The organism is Pseudoalteromonas sp. (genome assembly GCF_041629635.1).
Classification (GTDB): Bacteria; Pseudomonadota; Gammaproteobacteria; order Enterobacterales; family Alteromonadaceae; genus Pseudoalteromonas.
Window position 1 is genome coordinate 12,570 of sequence record NZ_JBFKMX010000035.1, and the last position, 16,522, is coordinate 29,091.

17 protein-coding genes are annotated in these 16,522 nt (G+C 40.5%); 9 read left to right on the forward strand and 8 right to left on the reverse strand.

The genetic code is table 11. The features are described 5' to 3' along the window. Positions 1-38 precede the first annotated feature (38 nt). Positions 39-737 carry a methyl-accepting chemotaxis protein gene (locus tag ABYD77_RS07320; RefSeq protein ID WP_372768471.1) on the forward strand — a complete coding sequence of 233 codons (699 nt, stop codon included), beginning with the start codon at positions 39-41 and terminating at the stop codon, positions 735-737. A gap of 78 nt (positions 738-815) precedes the next feature. On the opposite strand, the gene ABYD77_RS07325 is transcribed toward ABYD77_RS07320, so the two are convergent. Next, entirely contained in the window at positions 816-2,219 is a 1,404-nt protein-coding gene (locus tag ABYD77_RS07325) for a MipA/OmpV family protein (protein WP_372768473.1), read from the reverse strand. A 36-nt stretch (positions 2,220-2,255) separates the two neighbouring features. Here ABYD77_RS07325 and ABYD77_RS07330 point away from each other — a divergent pair, with 36 nt between their 5' ends. Beyond that, a complete protein-coding gene (locus ABYD77_RS07330) occupies positions 2,256-2,603 on the forward strand; it encodes a DUF4156 domain-containing protein (RefSeq protein ID WP_372768475.1) in 348 nt (115 codons plus the stop codon). Here ABYD77_RS07330 and ABYD77_RS07335 read toward each other — a convergent pair. After that, positions 2,573-2,851: a hypothetical protein gene (locus ABYD77_RS07335; RefSeq protein ID WP_372768476.1), complete on the reverse strand. Its 279-nt coding sequence runs from the start codon at positions 2,849-2,851 to the stop codon at positions 2,573-2,575. The two genes, ABYD77_RS07330 and ABYD77_RS07335, sit on opposite strands and share 31 nt — an antisense overlap. A gap of 180 nt (positions 2,852-3,031) precedes the next feature. On the opposite strand from ABYD77_RS07335, the gene ABYD77_RS07340 reads away from it, so the two are divergent. The 6 genes from ABYD77_RS07340 (at position 3,032) to ABYD77_RS07365 (ending at position 11,838) form a co-directional block, all read left to right on the forward strand. Beyond that, on the forward strand, positions 3,032-4,234 hold the full coding sequence (locus tag ABYD77_RS07340; RefSeq protein ID WP_372768478.1) for a hypothetical protein: 1,203 nt from the start codon (positions 3,032-3,034) through the stop codon (positions 4,232-4,234). Positions 4,235-4,487: 253 nt separating this feature from the next. Next, a complete protein-coding gene (locus ABYD77_RS07345) occupies positions 4,488-7,292 on the forward strand; it encodes a TonB-dependent receptor (protein ID WP_372768480.1) in 2,805 nt (934 codons plus the stop codon). A gap of 218 nt (positions 7,293-7,510) precedes the next feature. Then, positions 7,511-8,836 carry a DUF5690 family protein gene (locus ABYD77_RS07350; RefSeq protein WP_372768482.1) on the forward strand — a complete coding sequence of 442 codons (1,326 nt, stop codon included), beginning with the start codon at positions 7,511-7,513 and terminating at the stop codon, positions 8,834-8,836. Positions 8,837-8,845: 9 nt separating this feature from the next. Continuing rightward, positions 8,846-9,655, forward strand: a complete 810-nt coding sequence (gene phnX / locus ABYD77_RS07355) for a phosphonoacetaldehyde hydrolase (protein WP_372768484.1) — start codon at positions 8,846-8,848, stop codon at positions 9,653-9,655. Then, on the forward strand, positions 9,655-11,070 hold the full coding sequence (locus tag ABYD77_RS07360) for an FAD-dependent oxidoreductase (protein WP_372768486.1): 1,416 nt from the start codon (positions 9,655-9,657) through the stop codon (positions 11,068-11,070). Before phnX ends, ABYD77_RS07360 begins: the two co-directional genes overlap by 1 nt. Positions 11,071-11,151: 81 nt before the next feature. Further along, positions 11,152-11,838: a UTRA domain-containing protein gene (locus ABYD77_RS07365; RefSeq protein ID WP_372768488.1), complete on the forward strand. Its 687-nt coding sequence runs from the start codon at positions 11,152-11,154 to the stop codon at positions 11,836-11,838. A 47-nt stretch (positions 11,839-11,885) separates the two neighbouring features. Here the strand turns inward: ABYD77_RS07365 and phnW are convergent, their stop codons facing one another. The 6 genes from phnW to ABYD77_RS07395 form a co-directional block, all read right to left on the reverse strand. Beyond that, complete coding sequence (gene phnW, locus ABYD77_RS07370) at positions 11,886-12,989, reverse strand: 2-aminoethylphosphonate--pyruvate transaminase (RefSeq protein ID WP_372768490.1); 1,104 nt, start codon at positions 12,987-12,989, stop codon at positions 11,886-11,888. Between the two features lie 108 nt (positions 12,990-13,097). After that, positions 13,098-13,568: a Cys-tRNA(Pro) deacylase gene (gene ybaK, locus ABYD77_RS07375; RefSeq protein ID WP_372768492.1), complete on the reverse strand. Its 471-nt coding sequence runs from the start codon at positions 13,566-13,568 to the stop codon at positions 13,098-13,100. Positions 13,569-13,724: 156 nt separating this feature from the next. Then, positions 13,725-13,949, reverse strand: a complete 225-nt coding sequence (locus ABYD77_RS07380; protein ID WP_372768494.1) for an EF-hand domain-containing protein — start codon at positions 13,947-13,949, stop codon at positions 13,725-13,727. A 107-nt stretch (positions 13,950-14,056) separates the two neighbouring features. Next, positions 14,057-14,272 carry an EF-hand domain-containing protein gene (locus ABYD77_RS07385; RefSeq protein WP_274759886.1) on the reverse strand — a complete coding sequence of 72 codons (216 nt, stop codon included), beginning with the start codon at positions 14,270-14,272 and terminating at the stop codon, positions 14,057-14,059. 70 nt (positions 14,273-14,342) lie between these two features. Next, the gene (locus ABYD77_RS07390) at positions 14,343-14,558 is read right to left on the reverse strand and encodes a calmodulin (protein WP_372768496.1); all 216 of its coding nucleotides are present in this window, start codon (positions 14,556-14,558) and stop codon (positions 14,343-14,345) included. Between the two features lie 80 nt (positions 14,559-14,638). Further along, complete coding sequence (locus ABYD77_RS07395) at positions 14,639-14,863, reverse strand: EF-hand domain-containing protein (RefSeq protein WP_372768498.1); 225 nt, start codon at positions 14,861-14,863, stop codon at positions 14,639-14,641. A gap of 348 nt (positions 14,864-15,211) precedes the next feature. Here ABYD77_RS07395 and ABYD77_RS07400 point away from each other — a divergent pair. Continuing rightward, a partial coding sequence (locus tag ABYD77_RS07400) for a sensor histidine kinase (protein ID WP_372768500.1) occupies positions 15,212-16,522 on the forward strand: 1,311 nt, incomplete at its 3' end.

Consider the following 16,522-nt stretch of genomic DNA (forward strand, 5'->3'; position numbering starts at 1 on the left):
GCCAACAGACCGAAATGGTGGCAACAGCGGTTAATTAAATGTCCATTACTGCAAATGAAGTTTCCAGTAATGCTGCTGACACAGCATCAGGTGCGATGGATGCAAATCATCAAGCCGAAAATGGTCAGCAAGTGGTCGCATCAACTGTTAATAGTATTGATAAGCTTGCACAACAAATAGATACAGCGGCACTCTCAATTGACAAATTATCAAATGATAGCCAAGAAATTGGACGTGTGCTCGATGTTATTAGGGGTATTGCCGAACAGACAAATTTATTAGCGCTAAACGCAGCAATTGAAGCCGCGCGCGCTGGCGAGCAAGGACGTGGATTTGCGGTTGTTGCTGACGATGTTCGTTCACTTGCTTCTCGCACCGAAAGTTCTATTCAAGAAATTCAGCAAATGATTGAAAGCTTACAAAGTGCTAGTAAAGAAGCTGTAGCGCTGATGGAACAAAGCAATCAGCAAGCGGAAAACAGCGTTGCTAACGCTACGCAAGCAGGTGAAGCGTTAGACTTAATCACAAAAGCCGTTGCAGCAATTAATGATATGGCTGCACAAATTGCCACACCACCAGAAGAGCAAACAAGTGTGAATGACGAAATAAATCGTAATGTTGTGATTATTTCGACCATTTCAGATAATACAGCAAAAGAGGCAGCAAGCACCAGCAGTACCGAGTTAGCAGAACTTGCCAGTAAACTGAAAAATCAAGTGGCATTATTTAAAGTATAACTAATCAACAGGTTTGTGAAATCAGGTCTGTTAACCTTTTATCTCCTTAAAGCAAAGGTTAACAGACAACCTAATTCGCTAACCATTATTACCGTGGCATTGCAGATAAATAGTATTCACATTACTGCCACCACTGACATTACCAAAAAAATCGGCTGAGGAGAAAATTCCTGAACGATGATGCACTGACCACCCTAAAAAGCAGTCTTTAAGTGACTTGTTGCCTATTGCATCACCTAGACTAAAATCCCAACTCCAATCAAGGTAGTTTAAAAATTTTGATGCAGAACGGTTTTTTCGTTCTACATTTTCTTGCTCTACAATTGGCACACTGCCCGCATAGGACACTCCCTCACCAATTCCCACCCGAGTTTTGACAATATGTGACCAGGGGAACCCAGTAAAATAAGCCTTAAAGCCAAGCACATACTCGTTAAAATTTGCTTGATACCCTTTTTCAAAGTGGCGCGCGTAGCCCAAAGTTACATATGACTCAACCGGTAAACCAAGAAACTTGTCGGCAATTTTTTTGCCAACAAACACGCTCGCTAATCCAGTGTGTTTCTCTTCTGGGTCAAACATGTTTTTAAACCGCATCAACTCATTGAATTTTGTTGTCGTAAATTTTCCCTGTGCAAGGCGCCAATACCACTCGCCTTCAGTTAACCCTTTTAACAAGCTGCTGTTTTGGCTTTGATCGTATTGATAGTCATTAAACTCATAACGGTAAGTTAGAAACGTTTCAAACTGGCCTTTATCGGCAATAATGGGGCTATTAATTTTTGTTTTATCGAGCTCAGCGTATTGAAAGTTGAGGCCAACATAATGATGCTTTGCAAAGTGGTAGCTGAAGTCCAAGCCATATTGCCATTCAAATGCACTTGCTGTTGTGTAACTTGGCCTATCAATTTCAGCTTCATCGTTGAGCACACCAAAATAGTAATTAGTAAGTGCTTGGTTTTCGTAACTTACCCCTAACCAAGGTCTGATTAACAGATTGTAATAGTTAAAACGTTTCGACCAACGTAACTGGCTATCCCACCCTTTGTGGGTATTGCTTATATCATGACCAATATCGAAGGTGACATTGCCGTAACGCGTTTTATAACTTGCCGCAATGCGGCCGTCTACAGCATCGTCACGTTCCATGCCGTCCAATAACTCTGAATCCTCTTCATTAAATCCCGCAAACCGATATGCTGCAAAGGTACTAACCAACCATTCATCATTATTTATCAAATGAAAGCCTGTGCGCGTGCCATCAATAAAAAACTGATCCCCGTTATATATAATTAAAGGTAGGAAATCTTGGTATTTGTCATCTCCAATATAGGGAAATGTGCCCGTTCTCAACCCTGCGCCAATAGACCAATTTTTATCGCTAGGTTTAAGATGAAGTTGGGTAACATCTCTTCCCGCAAAAACTTGACTACTGAATAAGAGCTGAAATAGGCATAAAACGGTTATTATGTTATTTTTCATAGTGTTTAGCTTGCACTCAGATGAAGAAACAAAAATATGATAAAAATAAACTCTACCTTATTAAGCATTCTGGTGATATGTTTTTTGGCTGGCTGTACCATCGCTAACGCACCAACTGGCCCATCTGTATCCATTGTTTTTGACAACCAACAACTTAGCAAAAATTGTAAAAAATTGGGCGATGTTATCGGCTCACAGGGTACCATTATCAACTACTGGTTTATTCCTGAGCCCAGTTTATTACAAGGCGCAATAAATACATTAAAACAACAAACTATGTCCTTAGGTGGTAATACCGCCTACCTGCGTAAAAACATCGACTCCAATACTTCCATTACTCTTCTAGGTGAAGCCTATTTTTGTAGTACCTCAACTAACCATTGACCCGTTGCACCACTGGGTATAGTAGTATTTTCATTAAGCGCTAATGTAGGTGCAATACCATAAGGGGTTACAGCACGGTATTCCGCTTTTTGCTTTATGCCATAGCCTGCAAAAATCATCACCACATGGGTATCGTGCTGCTGCATTGCGACATGAACTACTGAAAGCACGATTAATTTTGGCGGTTGTTTTAGGTTATCTGCAAAGCGCAGTAACTGGTAAGCTACAAAGCATTGAGATGGCAACAAGTAGGGTATTTTTCACTGATTATTCCTTGTGCAAAATAGGTCATTTAGCCACCATAGTGCGCGATAAGCGAAACAGCAATATTTGCAGCAATTTAAGTTACGCTTACTCCTCCATTAATTGTATACAATTTCAAAATTCGTTAATATGCAAACCTCTTTAACGTTCAAAATGAGTTAGCGATGTCATTAAATCCCCTTGCAGAGCAATACGTAAAGCTAGTACTGGCAATTGGCCTTCATCACCCACACTATGTTGACGCTTACTATGGCCCTAGTGACTGGCAACCCACAACGAAAGAGCCGCTTGAAGATATTCAACAGCAAGTTACAGTGCTTGTAGGTAACTTAAAACAAACAACACCAAATGAAAGCGAAACACTGCGACATACATTTTTATTAAAGCAAAGTGAGTCAATACTAACCTTTATAAGTGTGATTTCGGGTAACGCACCAAAATTCGATGATGAATCGCTTGAGTTATACGATGCCATTTCACCAAACAAAACAGAATCTGAGTTTGATGAAGTCTTGTTAGCGCTTGAAAACTTGGTGCCAGGCGACGGTAGTTTAAGCGAACGCATGGTGGCATTTAATGCACAATTTGAAATACCCAAAAGCAAACTCGATGACGTATTTAAAGCCGCAGTAGCGCGTTCACGTGAGATTACTAAACAATTTATTCCCCTTGCAGATAACGAAAATTTTCAGCTGGAGTATGTAACAAACCAAATTTGGAGTGGCTATAACTGGTATAAAGGCGATAACTTTAGCCTGATTCAAATGAATACCGACTTCCCGATTTATATTTCACGTGCGGTCGATTTAGCTGCCCATGAAGGCTATCCCGGCCACCATGTGTTTAACTCATTGATGGAAAAACACCTAGTAAACGAAAAAGGTTGGATGGAATATTGTGTTTATCCATTATTTTCCCCGATGTCACTGCTTGCCGAAGGCTCTGCTAACTATGGAATTGAAGTGGTTTTTCCAAAGCCTGAACGCATGGTATTTGAAAAAGAAGTGCTCTTCGTGCTTGCCGGTCTCGATGTCTCACAAGCTGAGCGCTATTATGAAGTACAAGCGCTAATGCAAAAACTATCTTATGCTGACAATATGGTTGCTAAACGCTTACTTGATGGCGAAATATCAGAGCAACACGCAGTCGATTTATTAGTCAAATACACCTTAGTGAGTAAAGCGCGGGCAACGCAGCGCTTAGGGTTTATTAAAGCAAATCGAGCCTATGTGCTTAATTACAACTTAGGCCAAGATATCGTTAAAGCCTACATTGAAAAACATGCCAATATGCAAGATAAAAACTCTGTTTGGCAGGTGTTTGCCGATTTACTAGCAAATCCAAGACCCGCAAGCTTGCTGGTATAGCAAATCTTATAAGGCTTTTTTGCTGTTTCAGTTTGCTGTAAGCCTGTTCATAAAATTCCTAACCAGCAGTTACAACCTAAATTCTTTGTAGCTGCTTAATTTTATATGCAATAGAATCAATATATTGAATAAAAAACCCAGTCGATTTTCTATTTTTCACACAAGCGTAACCGATTTGTAAAAAACCCTCGTTAGACTGTTTTTCAGTTTCTGGTCTAGACCATAATAATTTTACTAACTGAGAAGCCTTAACATGAAAAATATATCGCGTATTGCCACCAGTATACTGCTGATAACAAGCCCCCACATTCTTGCCGCAGAAGCAAAACTGACAGGCGTTGTAAAAGATCAACATGCAACACTGCCAGGTGCCATGGTGAAAATAGTTGGTACTAATAACAGTGCCGTTACCGACTTTAATGGCCGCTTTGAACTCCCTAAATTATCACCAGGTACGTACCAACTAGAAGTTAATTACATGGGTTACCAAACAAAGTTACTGAGCGTTTCTGTTAAAGATGATGAAATGAAAGTACTTGAAACCATTTTCCTCAATGCTAGCAACACCAACAATGAAATTGAAGAAGTGGTTGCGATTGGTCAAATCCAACGTGGCGAAATGGCCGCTGCTAACAGCCAAAAAAATGCCAGCAATATTATCAATGTAATTTCAAGTGATGGCATTGGCAAATTACCAGACCGAAATGCAGCAGAAGCAGTACAGCGTATCCCGGGTATTTCCATTGAGCGCGACCAAGGTGAAGGCCGATTTGTTGCTGTACGCGGTTTACCATCACAATGGAGCTCAGCATCAATTAATGGCAATCGCTTACCAACCGCTGAAGAAGAAACCACCAGCCGCGCTACCGCATTTGATTTTTTTCCAAGTGAACTTATTGAATTTGTTGAAGTATCTAAAGCCATCACACCGGATATGGAAGGTGATGCAATTGGCGGTAACGTTAATTTCATCACCAAAAAAGCCCCTGACGAATTTACCTTAAATACCAATATCGCGCTGGGTGCAAATGAACTTGCCGAAGGCACTAACTACTCTGCGAGTGTCTTATATGGCGACCGTGTAGCCGATGACAAACTCGGTTATCTAATTAATGCCACTGCTTGGAAACGTGATTGGGCGACGGATAACTTTGAACCTCGTCGTGGAAATGATGGTATTGGTATTCGTCGTTTAGAGCTTCGAGACTACACCGGCACACGCGAAACCTATGGTTTAAATGGCTCTTTAGAGTATACCTTAGATCAGGGTAAAATCAGTGCTAGCGCAATGTACGGTACCTTAATCGACGATGAAACCCATTACAAACATCGTATGCGTTTTGACAAAGACCGCGTTGAAGTGCAGCACATTCGCAATGAACTTATCACCGAAATGCGTGGCGGTGAACTTGCTGGTGAACATTATTTTGGTTTTGATAAAACACTTTCTTGGTCACTGTCGAGTTACGAAAATGAGTTCCGCTACGGCGATATGCCAAATGGCGAAGACAACAGTTACTTTGTTGTGCGTTTTGACCAAAAGAACGTTGGCTATGTTGGTCTTGAAGACCGTGGCACAGGTAAAAACTATGCCTACAACGAAGTGGACGGCGGCAGTGACCCATGGAATGCCATCAGTAACCACTTGCCAAATGGCTTTCAAATGTCACCGAGCGATACCAAGCTTGCATGGGTAGAGCTCTATAAAGTATTCGTTAATGAAAAAGACAAAATCGTTTTCAGCAGTGATTTTGACTGGCAACTAGATAACAGCTTATTACTTAAATTCGGTGTAAAGTACCGTGATAAAGAACGCGTTGCCGAATTTGCTGATGAATTTTACGCATGGGATAGTGAGAACTATGGTGATGCGCCTACGCTTGCTGACTTTTCGTTAAGCGACCAACCAGGTCGAAATGATTACTTAAACGAACTAAGCATTGATTACGCAAGCCAGTTCTCTCAAGTGGCTTCCACGGATGCGTTAGCACAGTTTTGGACACAAAACCGCAATAAATTTAAGCTCGATGCCGGTGAATCAGCACTTATTTCAAACGGTGGCGCACTTGGTCGTAACTTTGATGTAAACGAGCAACACGCCAGTATTTATGGTATGGCAACATGGCAAGCTAATGAACAAATCGAAGTACTCGGTGGCCTGCGTTTAACCCAAACCGATACCGAAGTATCGGGCTTTACCTATCTTGCCGATCAAGACAAAGTGGTTGAAAGTAAGGCCGAGAATGATTATCTCTCTGTGCTGCCGTCGCTTCATATCACATATAAAATGAGTGATATGACCAATTGGCGTTTAGCACTCACACGCACCTTTGCCCGTCCGGATTTTGGCTCATTATCGCCAGGTGCAACTTACCTAGAAGCAGATAACCAACTGTTTTCAGGTAACCCTGAACTGGATCCAACCTATTCAAACAACATTGATGTCATGTTTGAACATTACTTTGACCGCCTTGGTTTAGTGTCAGCCGGTGTGTTCTATAAAGATATTGAAGATCCAATTTTCCAAAGCAGTTCCATTGGCAGTTACAACAGCCGTGAAGGCGTTAATTTAATTCGACCAGAAAATGGCGACAACGCATCGTTAGTGGGATTAGAACTTGCGTTTAATCGTGATTTTGGTTTTATCGCGCCAAGCCTTGAGAGCTTTGGGGTAATGGCAAATGCGACCTTTATGGATTCAGAAATGACCATCCCAGAGCGCGATGACGTCGTTAGCATCCCTCGCCAAGCCGATGAATTATTTAACATTACCCTTTACTACGATAACACCTTCTTTGCTGCGCGTTTAGCTGTGAACCACAAAGGCGAATACATTGAAGAGCACGGCAGTGATAAACAAAGCGACAGTTACTACGGTGACTATACCAGCGTTGATTTTACTACCTCGTATCAAATTAATGACGATGCCATGGTTTACCTTGAGCTTAATAACTTAACGAACGAACCCTTAATGTATTACCAAGGTCAGCAAGGTCGCCCATTGCAAGTTGAATATTACGGTATTCGCGGCATGCTCGGCCTTAATTATCGTTTCTAACGAATGTTCTAACGAACGTTTTAACGCGAGCAAGCGTTCAGGGGTAAGGGTGCATCACAGTGCAAACTTAACCCCTTTGGTTACACATTAAGTTCACAGAACACTATCACAATGGGTTCCCGAAACAATTGCCCTAAATTAACACTGATTTGTTGATAGTACCGAGGATGCAAAGCACCTGCTTTGCACCCTTTTTTCAAACGCAGTCGAGACGTATTATGTTGTTTAAAAATGCTAACTGGTTACAAAAGACACAAGGCCCCGCGTTCGTATTATTTGCAGCCTCCGCTGCCTTTATGACTTATTTTTGTATGTACGCATTTCGAAAGCCATTTGCCGCATCAAGCTATCTTGCATTTGAGCAAGAAAACTGGCTTGTAAGCTTTAAAGTGGCGCTGGTATTAAGCCAAGTATTTGGTTACATGCTGGCAAAATTTATCGGCGTAAAAGTGATTTCCGAAATGCAATCTAATCAGCGAGCCAAAGCCATAATTTTAATGATCTTAGGCGCAGAGCTCTCGCTGGTATTATTTGCACTATTGCCAATTGGCCTTAACATTATTTGCCTATTTTTTAATGGATTATCTCTTGGCATGATTTGGGGGGTCGTCTTTAGTTATTTAGAAGGTAGACGCACCACCGAAATCCTCGGTGCCATTTTAAGCATCACCTTTATTTTATCATCCGGTGTTGTGAAAACCGTTGGCCGCTTTATTACCAACAATTTAGGTGTTTCTGAGCTATGGATGCCAGCCCTAACTGGCCTACTCTTTTTACCCTTATTACTGCTCAGTGTAGTGTGTTTAAACGCCATTCCAAAACCTGATCAAAACGATATTTCTGCAAGACAAAAACGCACACCAATGGATGGCAAAGCACGGTTTAACTTCTTTAAACAATATTGGTTTGGTATTACAGCGCTCGTTTTAAGCTTTTTACTTTTCACAGGCTTTAGAGACTTTTTAGATAATTTTCAAGCAGAACTCTGGATGGCGTTAGGTTATGGTGAAGAGCCAACTATTTTTGCTTACGCAGGCATTCGCATTTCATTTATCGTGCTGATTGCCCTTGCCATGATGGTACTGATTAAAAACAACAAAACCGCGTTTTTAGTTAATCATGGTTTTATCTTATTTGGCACATTGTTACTCGGTGCGAGTACCTATGGCTTTGAATTAGGCATCTTAGATGCTAAAGCCTGGATGGTACTACTTGGCGCTGGGCTTTATATCGCGTATATCCCCTACAACTGCTTTTTATTCGACCGCATGATTGCCGCCGTGGGCGGTGTTGCCAATGTGGGTTTTCTACTCTATTTAGCTGATTCAGCTGGGTATATCGGCTCGGTCAGTATTTTGCTGTATCGCACCTTTGCCGAGCCAGAGCTGTCATGGCTGAGCTATTTTATTGCCACCAGTTACTGGATCTGTGCAGTTGCAAGCGTATTGGTCATCAGCTCCCTTTGCTACTTCAGCATAATTTTATCTAACAAATACACCTCTAAACGAGCACTTAATGCTAAGTCGCTCGCTCCAACTCTTTAAGGACTAATTATGAAACAAGTAGAAGCGCTTATTCTCGACTGGGCAGGCACGGTTGTTGACTATGGCTCAATTGCACCCACTACCATCTTTGTTGAAGCGTTTAAATCAGCTTACGATTTTGACATCACACTCGAAGAAGCACGAATTCCAATGGGCATGGGTAAATGGGATCACATCGAAACACTTGGCAAGCTCGACACTGTTAATCGCCGTTGGTGCGAACAGTTTGGTACCGCAATGACAACCGAGCAAATTGACCATATTTATCAAACCTTTATGCCGCTGCAAAAAGCCAAAGTTGCAGAACGTTCAACACCTATCGAAGGGGTGCTACCAGTGATACAACGCTTACAAGCAAAAGGGATCAAAATCGGCAGCTGTTCAGGCTACCCGCGCGAAGTGATGACCGAACTTGAAATTGCCGCAGCTGAACATGGCTATCGCCCAAATTACTGTGTGGCAAGTGACGAGATAACAGCGGGCTCTCGCCCCGGACCTTGGATGGCATTGGAAAATGTTAACAAACTGGCAATCAATTCTGTCAATCACTGTGTAAAAGTTGATGACTCAGTTCCAGGTATTTTGGAAGGGTTAAATGCGGGCATGTGGACAGTGGGGGTGGCACTGACGGGCAATGCTGTGGGAAAAAGTAAAGAAGAGTGGCAAGCATTATCAGCAAGTGAGCAAAGCAATTTAACACGCGAAGCATATGCCCAATTATCAAGTGCAGGTGCCCATTTCGTGATTAATAGCTTAGCCGATATTGAACCGGTTCTTTTTGAAATTAATGCACGCTTAGCAAGAGGCGAACGCCCTTAATGACGTATCAACCCTTTTGGTTTGATCAAGCAATGGCTGATGAAACAACGTCTGTTTCTTCAGCCAGTATTGATGAAACCCCTTATGACATTGCAATTATTGGTGGCGGATTTACCGGACTTTGGACGGCAATAACCATAAAACAACGCGCGCCAAAAACGCGTATTGTGATCCTTGAAAAAGATTTATGTGGCCAAGGGGCGTCTGGTCGCAATGGCGGTGCCATGCTGACGTGGTCAACAAAGTATCTAAGTTTGAAAAAACGCTTTGGTGAGTCACAAGCCAAGTGGCTAGTGCAACAATCTGAAAACGCCGTTCATGCAATATCCCAATTTGCAAAAGAACATAATATTGACTGTGATTTACGTGTCGATGGCTGTTATATAACTGCGTCTAATGCCGCGCAACAAGATGTGCTTACACCCTCTCTTAATGCCCTTGACGCTGTTTCACTTAATCAATGGCAAGTGGTAAATAAAGAGCAGCTGAAACACACTGGCTCACGTCAAAATCAACAGGCGGTCTTTTCACCTCACGCTGGCAGTGTGCAACCAGCTAAGCTGGTTCGCGGGCTACGCCGTATTACCATTGAAATGGGCATAGTGATAAGTGAATCTACCCGTTATGTTTCCTACACAAAGGAAAACGCACTACAAAACGAGACGATTAGCGTTTGTTATAGCAATAAAAGTCAGTCAATAAAAACCCTTAAAACTGAAAAATTATTATTTGCTGTCAATGCTTGGTTACCAAGGTTGATGCCGCAATTTTCGCGAAATGTTGTGTTGGTATCATCCGATATGGTAATTACTAAGCCGATGCCTGAAAGATTAAAAACACTTAACCTTAACCATGGTGCAGCTGTTATCGATTCGCGTATCTTTGTGAATTATTACCGCACAACATCCGATGGCCGTTTAATGCTCGGTAAAGGCGGTAACTATTTTAGTTTTGCCAATCAAATGAGTAATAAATTCAACGCACCCAGCCAATATCAAGCTGAGCTACAACACTCACTTAATTATTTCTTTGGCGATCATGGCTTTGAAATTGAGCGCACCTGGACAGGTCCATCGGATCGCAGCGTAAGCGGCTTTCCATTTTTCCAAGAGAGCGATAAAAATGTAGTGGTTGCAGCAGGTTACTCGGGTAATGGTGTGGTGCAATCGTATTTAGGCGGGCAAATTCTCGCGTCTATGCTTTTAAATACGAACGATGAATGGCAAAAGTGTGGCCTTGTAAACCAAAAGCTTGAACGTTTTCCCATCGAGCCTTTTCGCACACTTGGCGCTTATGTTATTCGCAACGGCATAAGGCGAAAAGAGCGCGCAGAGGATAATAATTTAGCACCAGCTAAACTCGATAATTACTTAGCTAAGCTTTCCGGTGCTGCGGCAAAGGCAGATACTAATTAGCGCGCGATTCATATGCTTGACATATTTCTTAGGCCTAATAGCATAGGCCTCGTTTTATGCAGATTTTAAAAGCCACTTTCTATGTTGCTATATCAAAAAATACAAAAGTATATTCAAACACATATCGCCAGTGGTGAACTTGCTATTGGTGATAAACTGCCATCGGAGCGCACGCTGCAAGAACACTTTAATTCTACTCGTATTACTGTGCGTGAAGCATTAAATCGCCTTGAAGCTGAAGGCTTAATTTACAGCCAAAAACGCCGCGGCTGGTTTGTGACACCCAATAAACTTAAGTGGCGACCTGCAACTAAGGTTAATTTTTATCAATTAGCGCAAGAGCAAGGCTTTACGCCAAACACCCATGTGTTGAGTATTGAAAAACAAGAAAATCTTTCGCTTAACCAGCACTTTAGTGGAGATACTTTATATAAAATCGAACGTGTTCGCAGCCTTGATGGCCGACCCATTATGTTTGAGCAGATTAACTGCGATGCCAGCCGTTTTGATGATTTAGAATCACAACCGCTCAATGGCTCAATCACCACCATTATGACCTCACATTATCATGTGAATATTAACAACGAAGAATGCGTAATAAGTGTTACCGTTCTGCCAGATGATGTTGCCAAAAGCCTTGAAAAAAATAGTGGCGCGCCGTGTTTAAAAGTGATTCGTCAGCGTTATGAATCAAGTGGTATTTTAATCGATTACAATATTGAATATTGGCTGCATGATGCTATTGAAATGATAGTGATTGGCCAATAAAAAGATTATTAAAAGCAAGGTAATCTGAATTACCTTGCTAATCATTTTTACTCGCTATCTAACCAAAATCGACTGCGCTCTATTGCACTGAGTAGTCTCTCAATATCATTTGGATAAATCTCGCCTATATTACCAATGCGAAAGCAATCTGCATCAGATACTTTCCCTGGATAAATAACAAACCCTTGCTCTTTTAACGCACTGTAAAACAAGCCAAAGTTATATTGATTACTCTTTGGTGAATAAAACGAGGTAATAATTGGTGAATGTAATTCTTTCGCTAGCAAGGTGGTAAAACCAAGTGCGTGCATACCATCAACTAAACGCTGTTGATTTGTTTTGTAGCGGTTATAGCGCGCTTTTACACCACCTTCCTCTTCAAGTTCCAAAAGCGCCTGATGGAAAGCTCTTACCACATGAGTCGGTGACGTAAAGCGCCACTTACCATTGTGTTCTTCCATAGTTTTCCACTGCGCGTACAAATCTAAGCTAAGTGAACGTGCAATACCTTGGCATTTTTCAATAATTGCTTTTTTAACAATCACAAAACCAAAACCCGGCACCCCTTGAATACATTTATTAGCAGAGCTAATTAGCACATCTATCTGTAATTCAGCCATATCAAGCTCAATACCACCAAAGCTGCTCATTGCATCTAATATAAAGGTTTTATTGTATTTTTTAGCAAGTGTGCCCATTTCTTTAACCGGGTTAAGCATGCCTGTTGTGGTTTCGCAGTGCACCATTGCAATATGAGTAATATCACTGTGCGCTTGTAACTGCTCTTCAACCTCAGCCATATTTGGCAACTGAGTTTCATTTAAATTAAGTACTAACGCATTAATATTTAGATAATTTGCTATTTCAGCGATGCGCTTTCCATAAGCGCCATTATTGATAATAAGCAGTTTATCGGTATTTTTAATTAAACTGCCAAGTGCTGATTCAACGCTTGCAGTGCCACTACCTTGCATTAAAACACTCGTAAAATCATCAGTGTTACTTGCAAGTGCGGTGAGTTTAGTGCGGATCGCCTCTACAATCTCAATGTTATAATCGTCATCCCAAGTACACCAATCCTTTAGCATTGCCTGTTTAACTGTCCCACTAGTAGACAATGGGCCCGGAGTCAATAACAAGTATTCATTCATTTCATAAATCCCAATCTGGTATAGTCCAGATTATTTAATCACAAAAAATTGCATGGAATTATGAAACTTCAATGACAAATATTTGTAGTTTTGGCTTTGGTAATCAACTTACTCAGCTTTTAAGTGCGCAAATTGCCCATTAGTGATTTTAAGAAGATCAGTGGCAGTTAATTCAACTTCAAGACCGCGACGACCTGCACTGACATAAATGGTTGATTGTGCTTTAGCAGAGTCATCAAGCAGGGTTTTAAGGGGCTTTTTTTGGCCTAGCGGACTCACTCCACCTAAAACATACCCTGTAGCACGTGCTACATCTATCGGATCTGCCATTTTTGCTTTTTTTGCTTTACTCGCCTTCGCCACAGCTTTTAGATTTAATTTTTGATCAACGGGAATAATCGCAACCACTAAATCGCCACTATCAAGGTTGGTGACTAAGGTTTTAAATACTTTCTCTGTAGCTACACCTAATTTTTCACTTGCTTCCAACCCGTACGATGGTGCATTACTGTCGTGTTCGTACTGGTGCACAGAAAATACAACTTTGGCTTTTTCTAACGCTTTAATTGCTGGCGTCATGGTATTTGTTATTAAAATTAACGATATAAACAGCTTATATAAGCCATATCAAAAGAAAAGATATTTTTCAGGCAAAGATATAAATAGTGCGACCGTAAAAGTATTCATGTCCAACAAAAAATAGTTCAGGCCGCACTAGGGAGGGTTGATTTGGGATTATCCTGTGAATTTGGCAAATTCTTGTGGGCTTAATTCGCCATTATTATCACGGTCTAAATGTGTAAATTGTTCAAGTAGTGTGTGATTGACTTTGGCTTCTTCTAAACTAATGGTGCCGCTGTTGTCAGAATCGAACAAAGCAAACTCTTCATCTGCAACGGCTTTAACTGTGACAAATAACATTACATACATTGATATAGCGAGAATAACTGCCTTTTTCATTTCACATACTACTCTTTGAATTAAAAAAAGTCGGACTCACTCGGCATACTGATTGACAAGGAGTAAAGTAAGCCCGACTGTAAAACGGATATCTAGAGCCTTAAACGTTACGACGCTTTAAAGTTAGCAAATTCTTCCTTGCTTAATTCGCCATTGCTGTCTGCATCTAAGTCTTTAAACTGGTGAACTAAAGATACATTTTGCATTGCTTCTTCTTTGCTAATAGTGCCGCTGTTATCAACATCTAAAGTTGCAAAGTCGTCTGCTGCAATAGCTGAGAATGAACTTGCGATAACAAATACTGACATAACTAATTTTTTCATTGTTTAACTTCCTTCATCTTCACTTTGGGTATCTAAACTGGTTTGAAAGTATCGAACTTCCGATTGGCGATTACTCGCCTTTAAAAGAGGCAAATTCGTCTTTGCTTAACTCGCCATTGCCATCAGTATCAAGAGATTTGAATTGCTCAGAAAGTGCTTCGTTTGTAGCCGCTTCTTCAATGCTAATTGCACCGTTACCATCAACATCAAATGATGCGAAATCATCAGCTGCAACTACTGAAAATGAACTTGCAAATATCATTACCGACATTACTAATTTTTTCATTTTAACTTCCTTTCATCTTTACTTTTGTGTATGTAGATTCAATTAAATTGGAAAGTAGCGCACTTCCCCATTGTTTTAATTTATTCGCCTTTAAAGGCTGCGAACTCTTCTTTACTTAGTTTTGCGTCTTCATTAACGTCTAGCTCTTCGAATGCTGCTGATAAAATGCTGTTCACACCCGCTTCTACTTCAGAGATATAGCCATCATTATTTAGGTCTAATTCACTAAATAGCGTGCTTGCTTGAGTGTTAAGTGCTGCTACACCAAGAACCGCTGTTACATATGCAATTGCTCTGATCTGCATTGGTATTTCCCCCTAAATTGGAAATCGATTAATTTTTGCTTAACCCAAAATACATTTGTTAAGCTTGTTAGCGTTTTATGCTTTCGCACTGACAACTAGGATATTCCAACTTTGGTGCCAACTTTGAAAAAACCATTAAAAACAATGATTTATATTTTAAATTTGCGAAATCATCTAAAAACCAGCTTAAAATGTGTTGCCAAATAGCAACACATCTAATTCTTGATAAATTAAATACATAAAAATCAACAAGTTAAAATGTTGCCAATTTGCAACAATACAATCAGTAAGGTGTGATTTATGTATCAAGTTATGTTCATTTGGTGACCATTTAATAAGGTTTTTTTAGTGAAACAATTTTTTTCTCAGTCTTTACAAAAACAAGCGCTAGTAGCCATGCTGGTGGGGGTATTACCGATTGTTTTTTTAACCCTTTGGTATGCGCAAAGCATCTCTTACCACCAACAAGAAACCCTTTCAATATATGATGAAAATCAGCAGCTTATACTTGATTATAATTATATAAAAAGCGATGTAAGTGGGATTGAAAAAGCACTCAAAAACAATCAATTGTTAGAAAGCGTTCAGTTACAAGAATCGATCGATCAGAAATGGCAGAACACACAAAAACGCATCGAAATTTTAAAATTAAAACTGCAGAGCAGTGATTTTGTTGCAAAATGGCAACAAACCATAAAAATTGATGTTGAAAGCGCCGACGAATTTGCAAATCTAGTGGCTCAATTAAAACAATTTGATGATCTATTTGACCGAACCCTTGATAACCGATTAGCAAAAAAGAACGCACAGTTTAAAGACTTACAAACTGAGTTTTTAATTGGCTTAATTATTTTACTACCAGTGCTTGTCATTATTAGTTCGTTTTTAATTTTTAGAATATGCCGTCAATTAGATCAGGTTGAGACAGTGGTTTCGGAGGTAGGCCGAGGCCAACTTGATACACCGGTGCAACTATCTGGTAGCCACGAACTAAAACAGTTAGGTAGAAGGCTTGATTGGCTAAGGTTAGAACTTAAACGCGTGCAACAACAAAAAGAAACATTTTTGCGGCATGTGACCCACGAACTAAAAACCCCACTTGCCTCCATAAATGAAGGCAGTAGCTTATTAAATAGCCGGTTACTTGGTGATGTAACCGAAAAGCAAAGCCGTATTTTAACTATTGTGCAGCAGTCTGTAGAGAAATTGGCACGCATGATTGATGATCTTTTAAACTACAGTGCTGCGAGCCACCCTGATGGATTACAGCAACTAACTCAGTTATCTACTCTTGAAGAAGAAATTAATCGTCATTTAAGTGATACCATAGAAAGAAGTAATGTTAGTTTATATTGGCATATCACTGCTAATTGCAAAGTGCCCTATCTGCCCTGCAAATTAATCCTTACTCAGTTAGTAAGTAATGCATTAATACATGCAAGCAGTACCGTTAATGTTTACATTAAGCAAAATAACAATACCATTGAGCTTAACGTGACAGACGATGGTGCTGGCATACAACATGATGAAGCACATTTATTATTTCAACCGTTTTATCAAAGTGAACACAGTCAAAACAATCAGGGCTCGGGCCTTGGTTTAGCGATTGTTTCTGAGTGCGTTAAGCAGTTAAAAGGCGATGTTAAATGGCTAGAAAAC

Bases quoted from the DNA above. Each gene is read 5' to 3' on its own strand.
- ABYD77_RS07330 (WP_372768475.1), top strand. From the start codon at position 2,256: ATGATAAAAATAAACTCTACCTTATTAAGCATTCTGGTGATATGTTTT.
- ABYD77_RS07320 (WP_372768471.1), top strand. From the start codon at position 39: ATGTCCATTACTGCAAATGAAGTTTCCAGTAATGCTGCTGACACAGCA.
- ABYD77_RS07380 (WP_372768494.1), bottom strand. From the start codon at position 13,949: ATGAAAAAGGCAGTTATTCTCGCTATATCAATGTATGTAATGTTATTT.
- phnW (WP_372768490.1), bottom strand. From the start codon at position 12,989: ATGAATGAATACTTGTTATTGACTCCGGGCCCATTGTCTACTAGTGGG.
- ybaK (WP_372768492.1), bottom strand. From the start codon at position 13,568: ATGACGCCAGCAATTAAAGCGTTAGAAAAAGCCAAAGTTGTATTTTCT.
- ABYD77_RS07390 (WP_372768496.1), bottom strand. From the start codon at position 14,558: ATGAAAAAATTAGTAATGTCGGTAATGATATTTGCAAGTTCATTTTCA.
- ABYD77_RS07360 (WP_372768486.1), top strand. From the start codon at position 9,655: ATGACGTATCAACCCTTTTGGTTTGATCAAGCAATGGCTGATGAAACA.
- ABYD77_RS07350 (WP_372768482.1), top strand. From the start codon at position 7,511: ATGTTGTTTAAAAATGCTAACTGGTTACAAAAGACACAAGGCCCCGCG.
- ABYD77_RS07325 (WP_372768473.1), bottom strand. From the start codon at position 2,219: ATGAAAAATAACATAATAACCGTTTTATGCCTATTTCAGCTCTTATTC.
- ABYD77_RS07365 (WP_372768488.1), top strand. From the start codon at position 11,152: ATGTTGCTATATCAAAAAATACAAAAGTATATTCAAACACATATCGCC.
- phnX (WP_372768484.1), top strand. From the start codon at position 8,846: ATGAAACAAGTAGAAGCGCTTATTCTCGACTGGGCAGGCACGGTTGTT.
- ABYD77_RS07340 (WP_372768478.1), top strand. From the start codon at position 3,032: ATGTCATTAAATCCCCTTGCAGAGCAATACGTAAAGCTAGTACTGGCA.
- ABYD77_RS07395 (WP_372768498.1), bottom strand. From the start codon at position 14,863: ATGCAGATCAGAGCAATTGCATATGTAACAGCGGTTCTTGGTGTAGCA.
- ABYD77_RS07345 (WP_372768480.1), top strand. From the start codon at position 4,488: ATGAAAAATATATCGCGTATTGCCACCAGTATACTGCTGATAACAAGC.
- ABYD77_RS07385 (WP_274759886.1), bottom strand. From the start codon at position 14,272: ATGAAAAAATTAGTTATGTCAGTATTTGTTATCGCAAGTTCATTCTCA.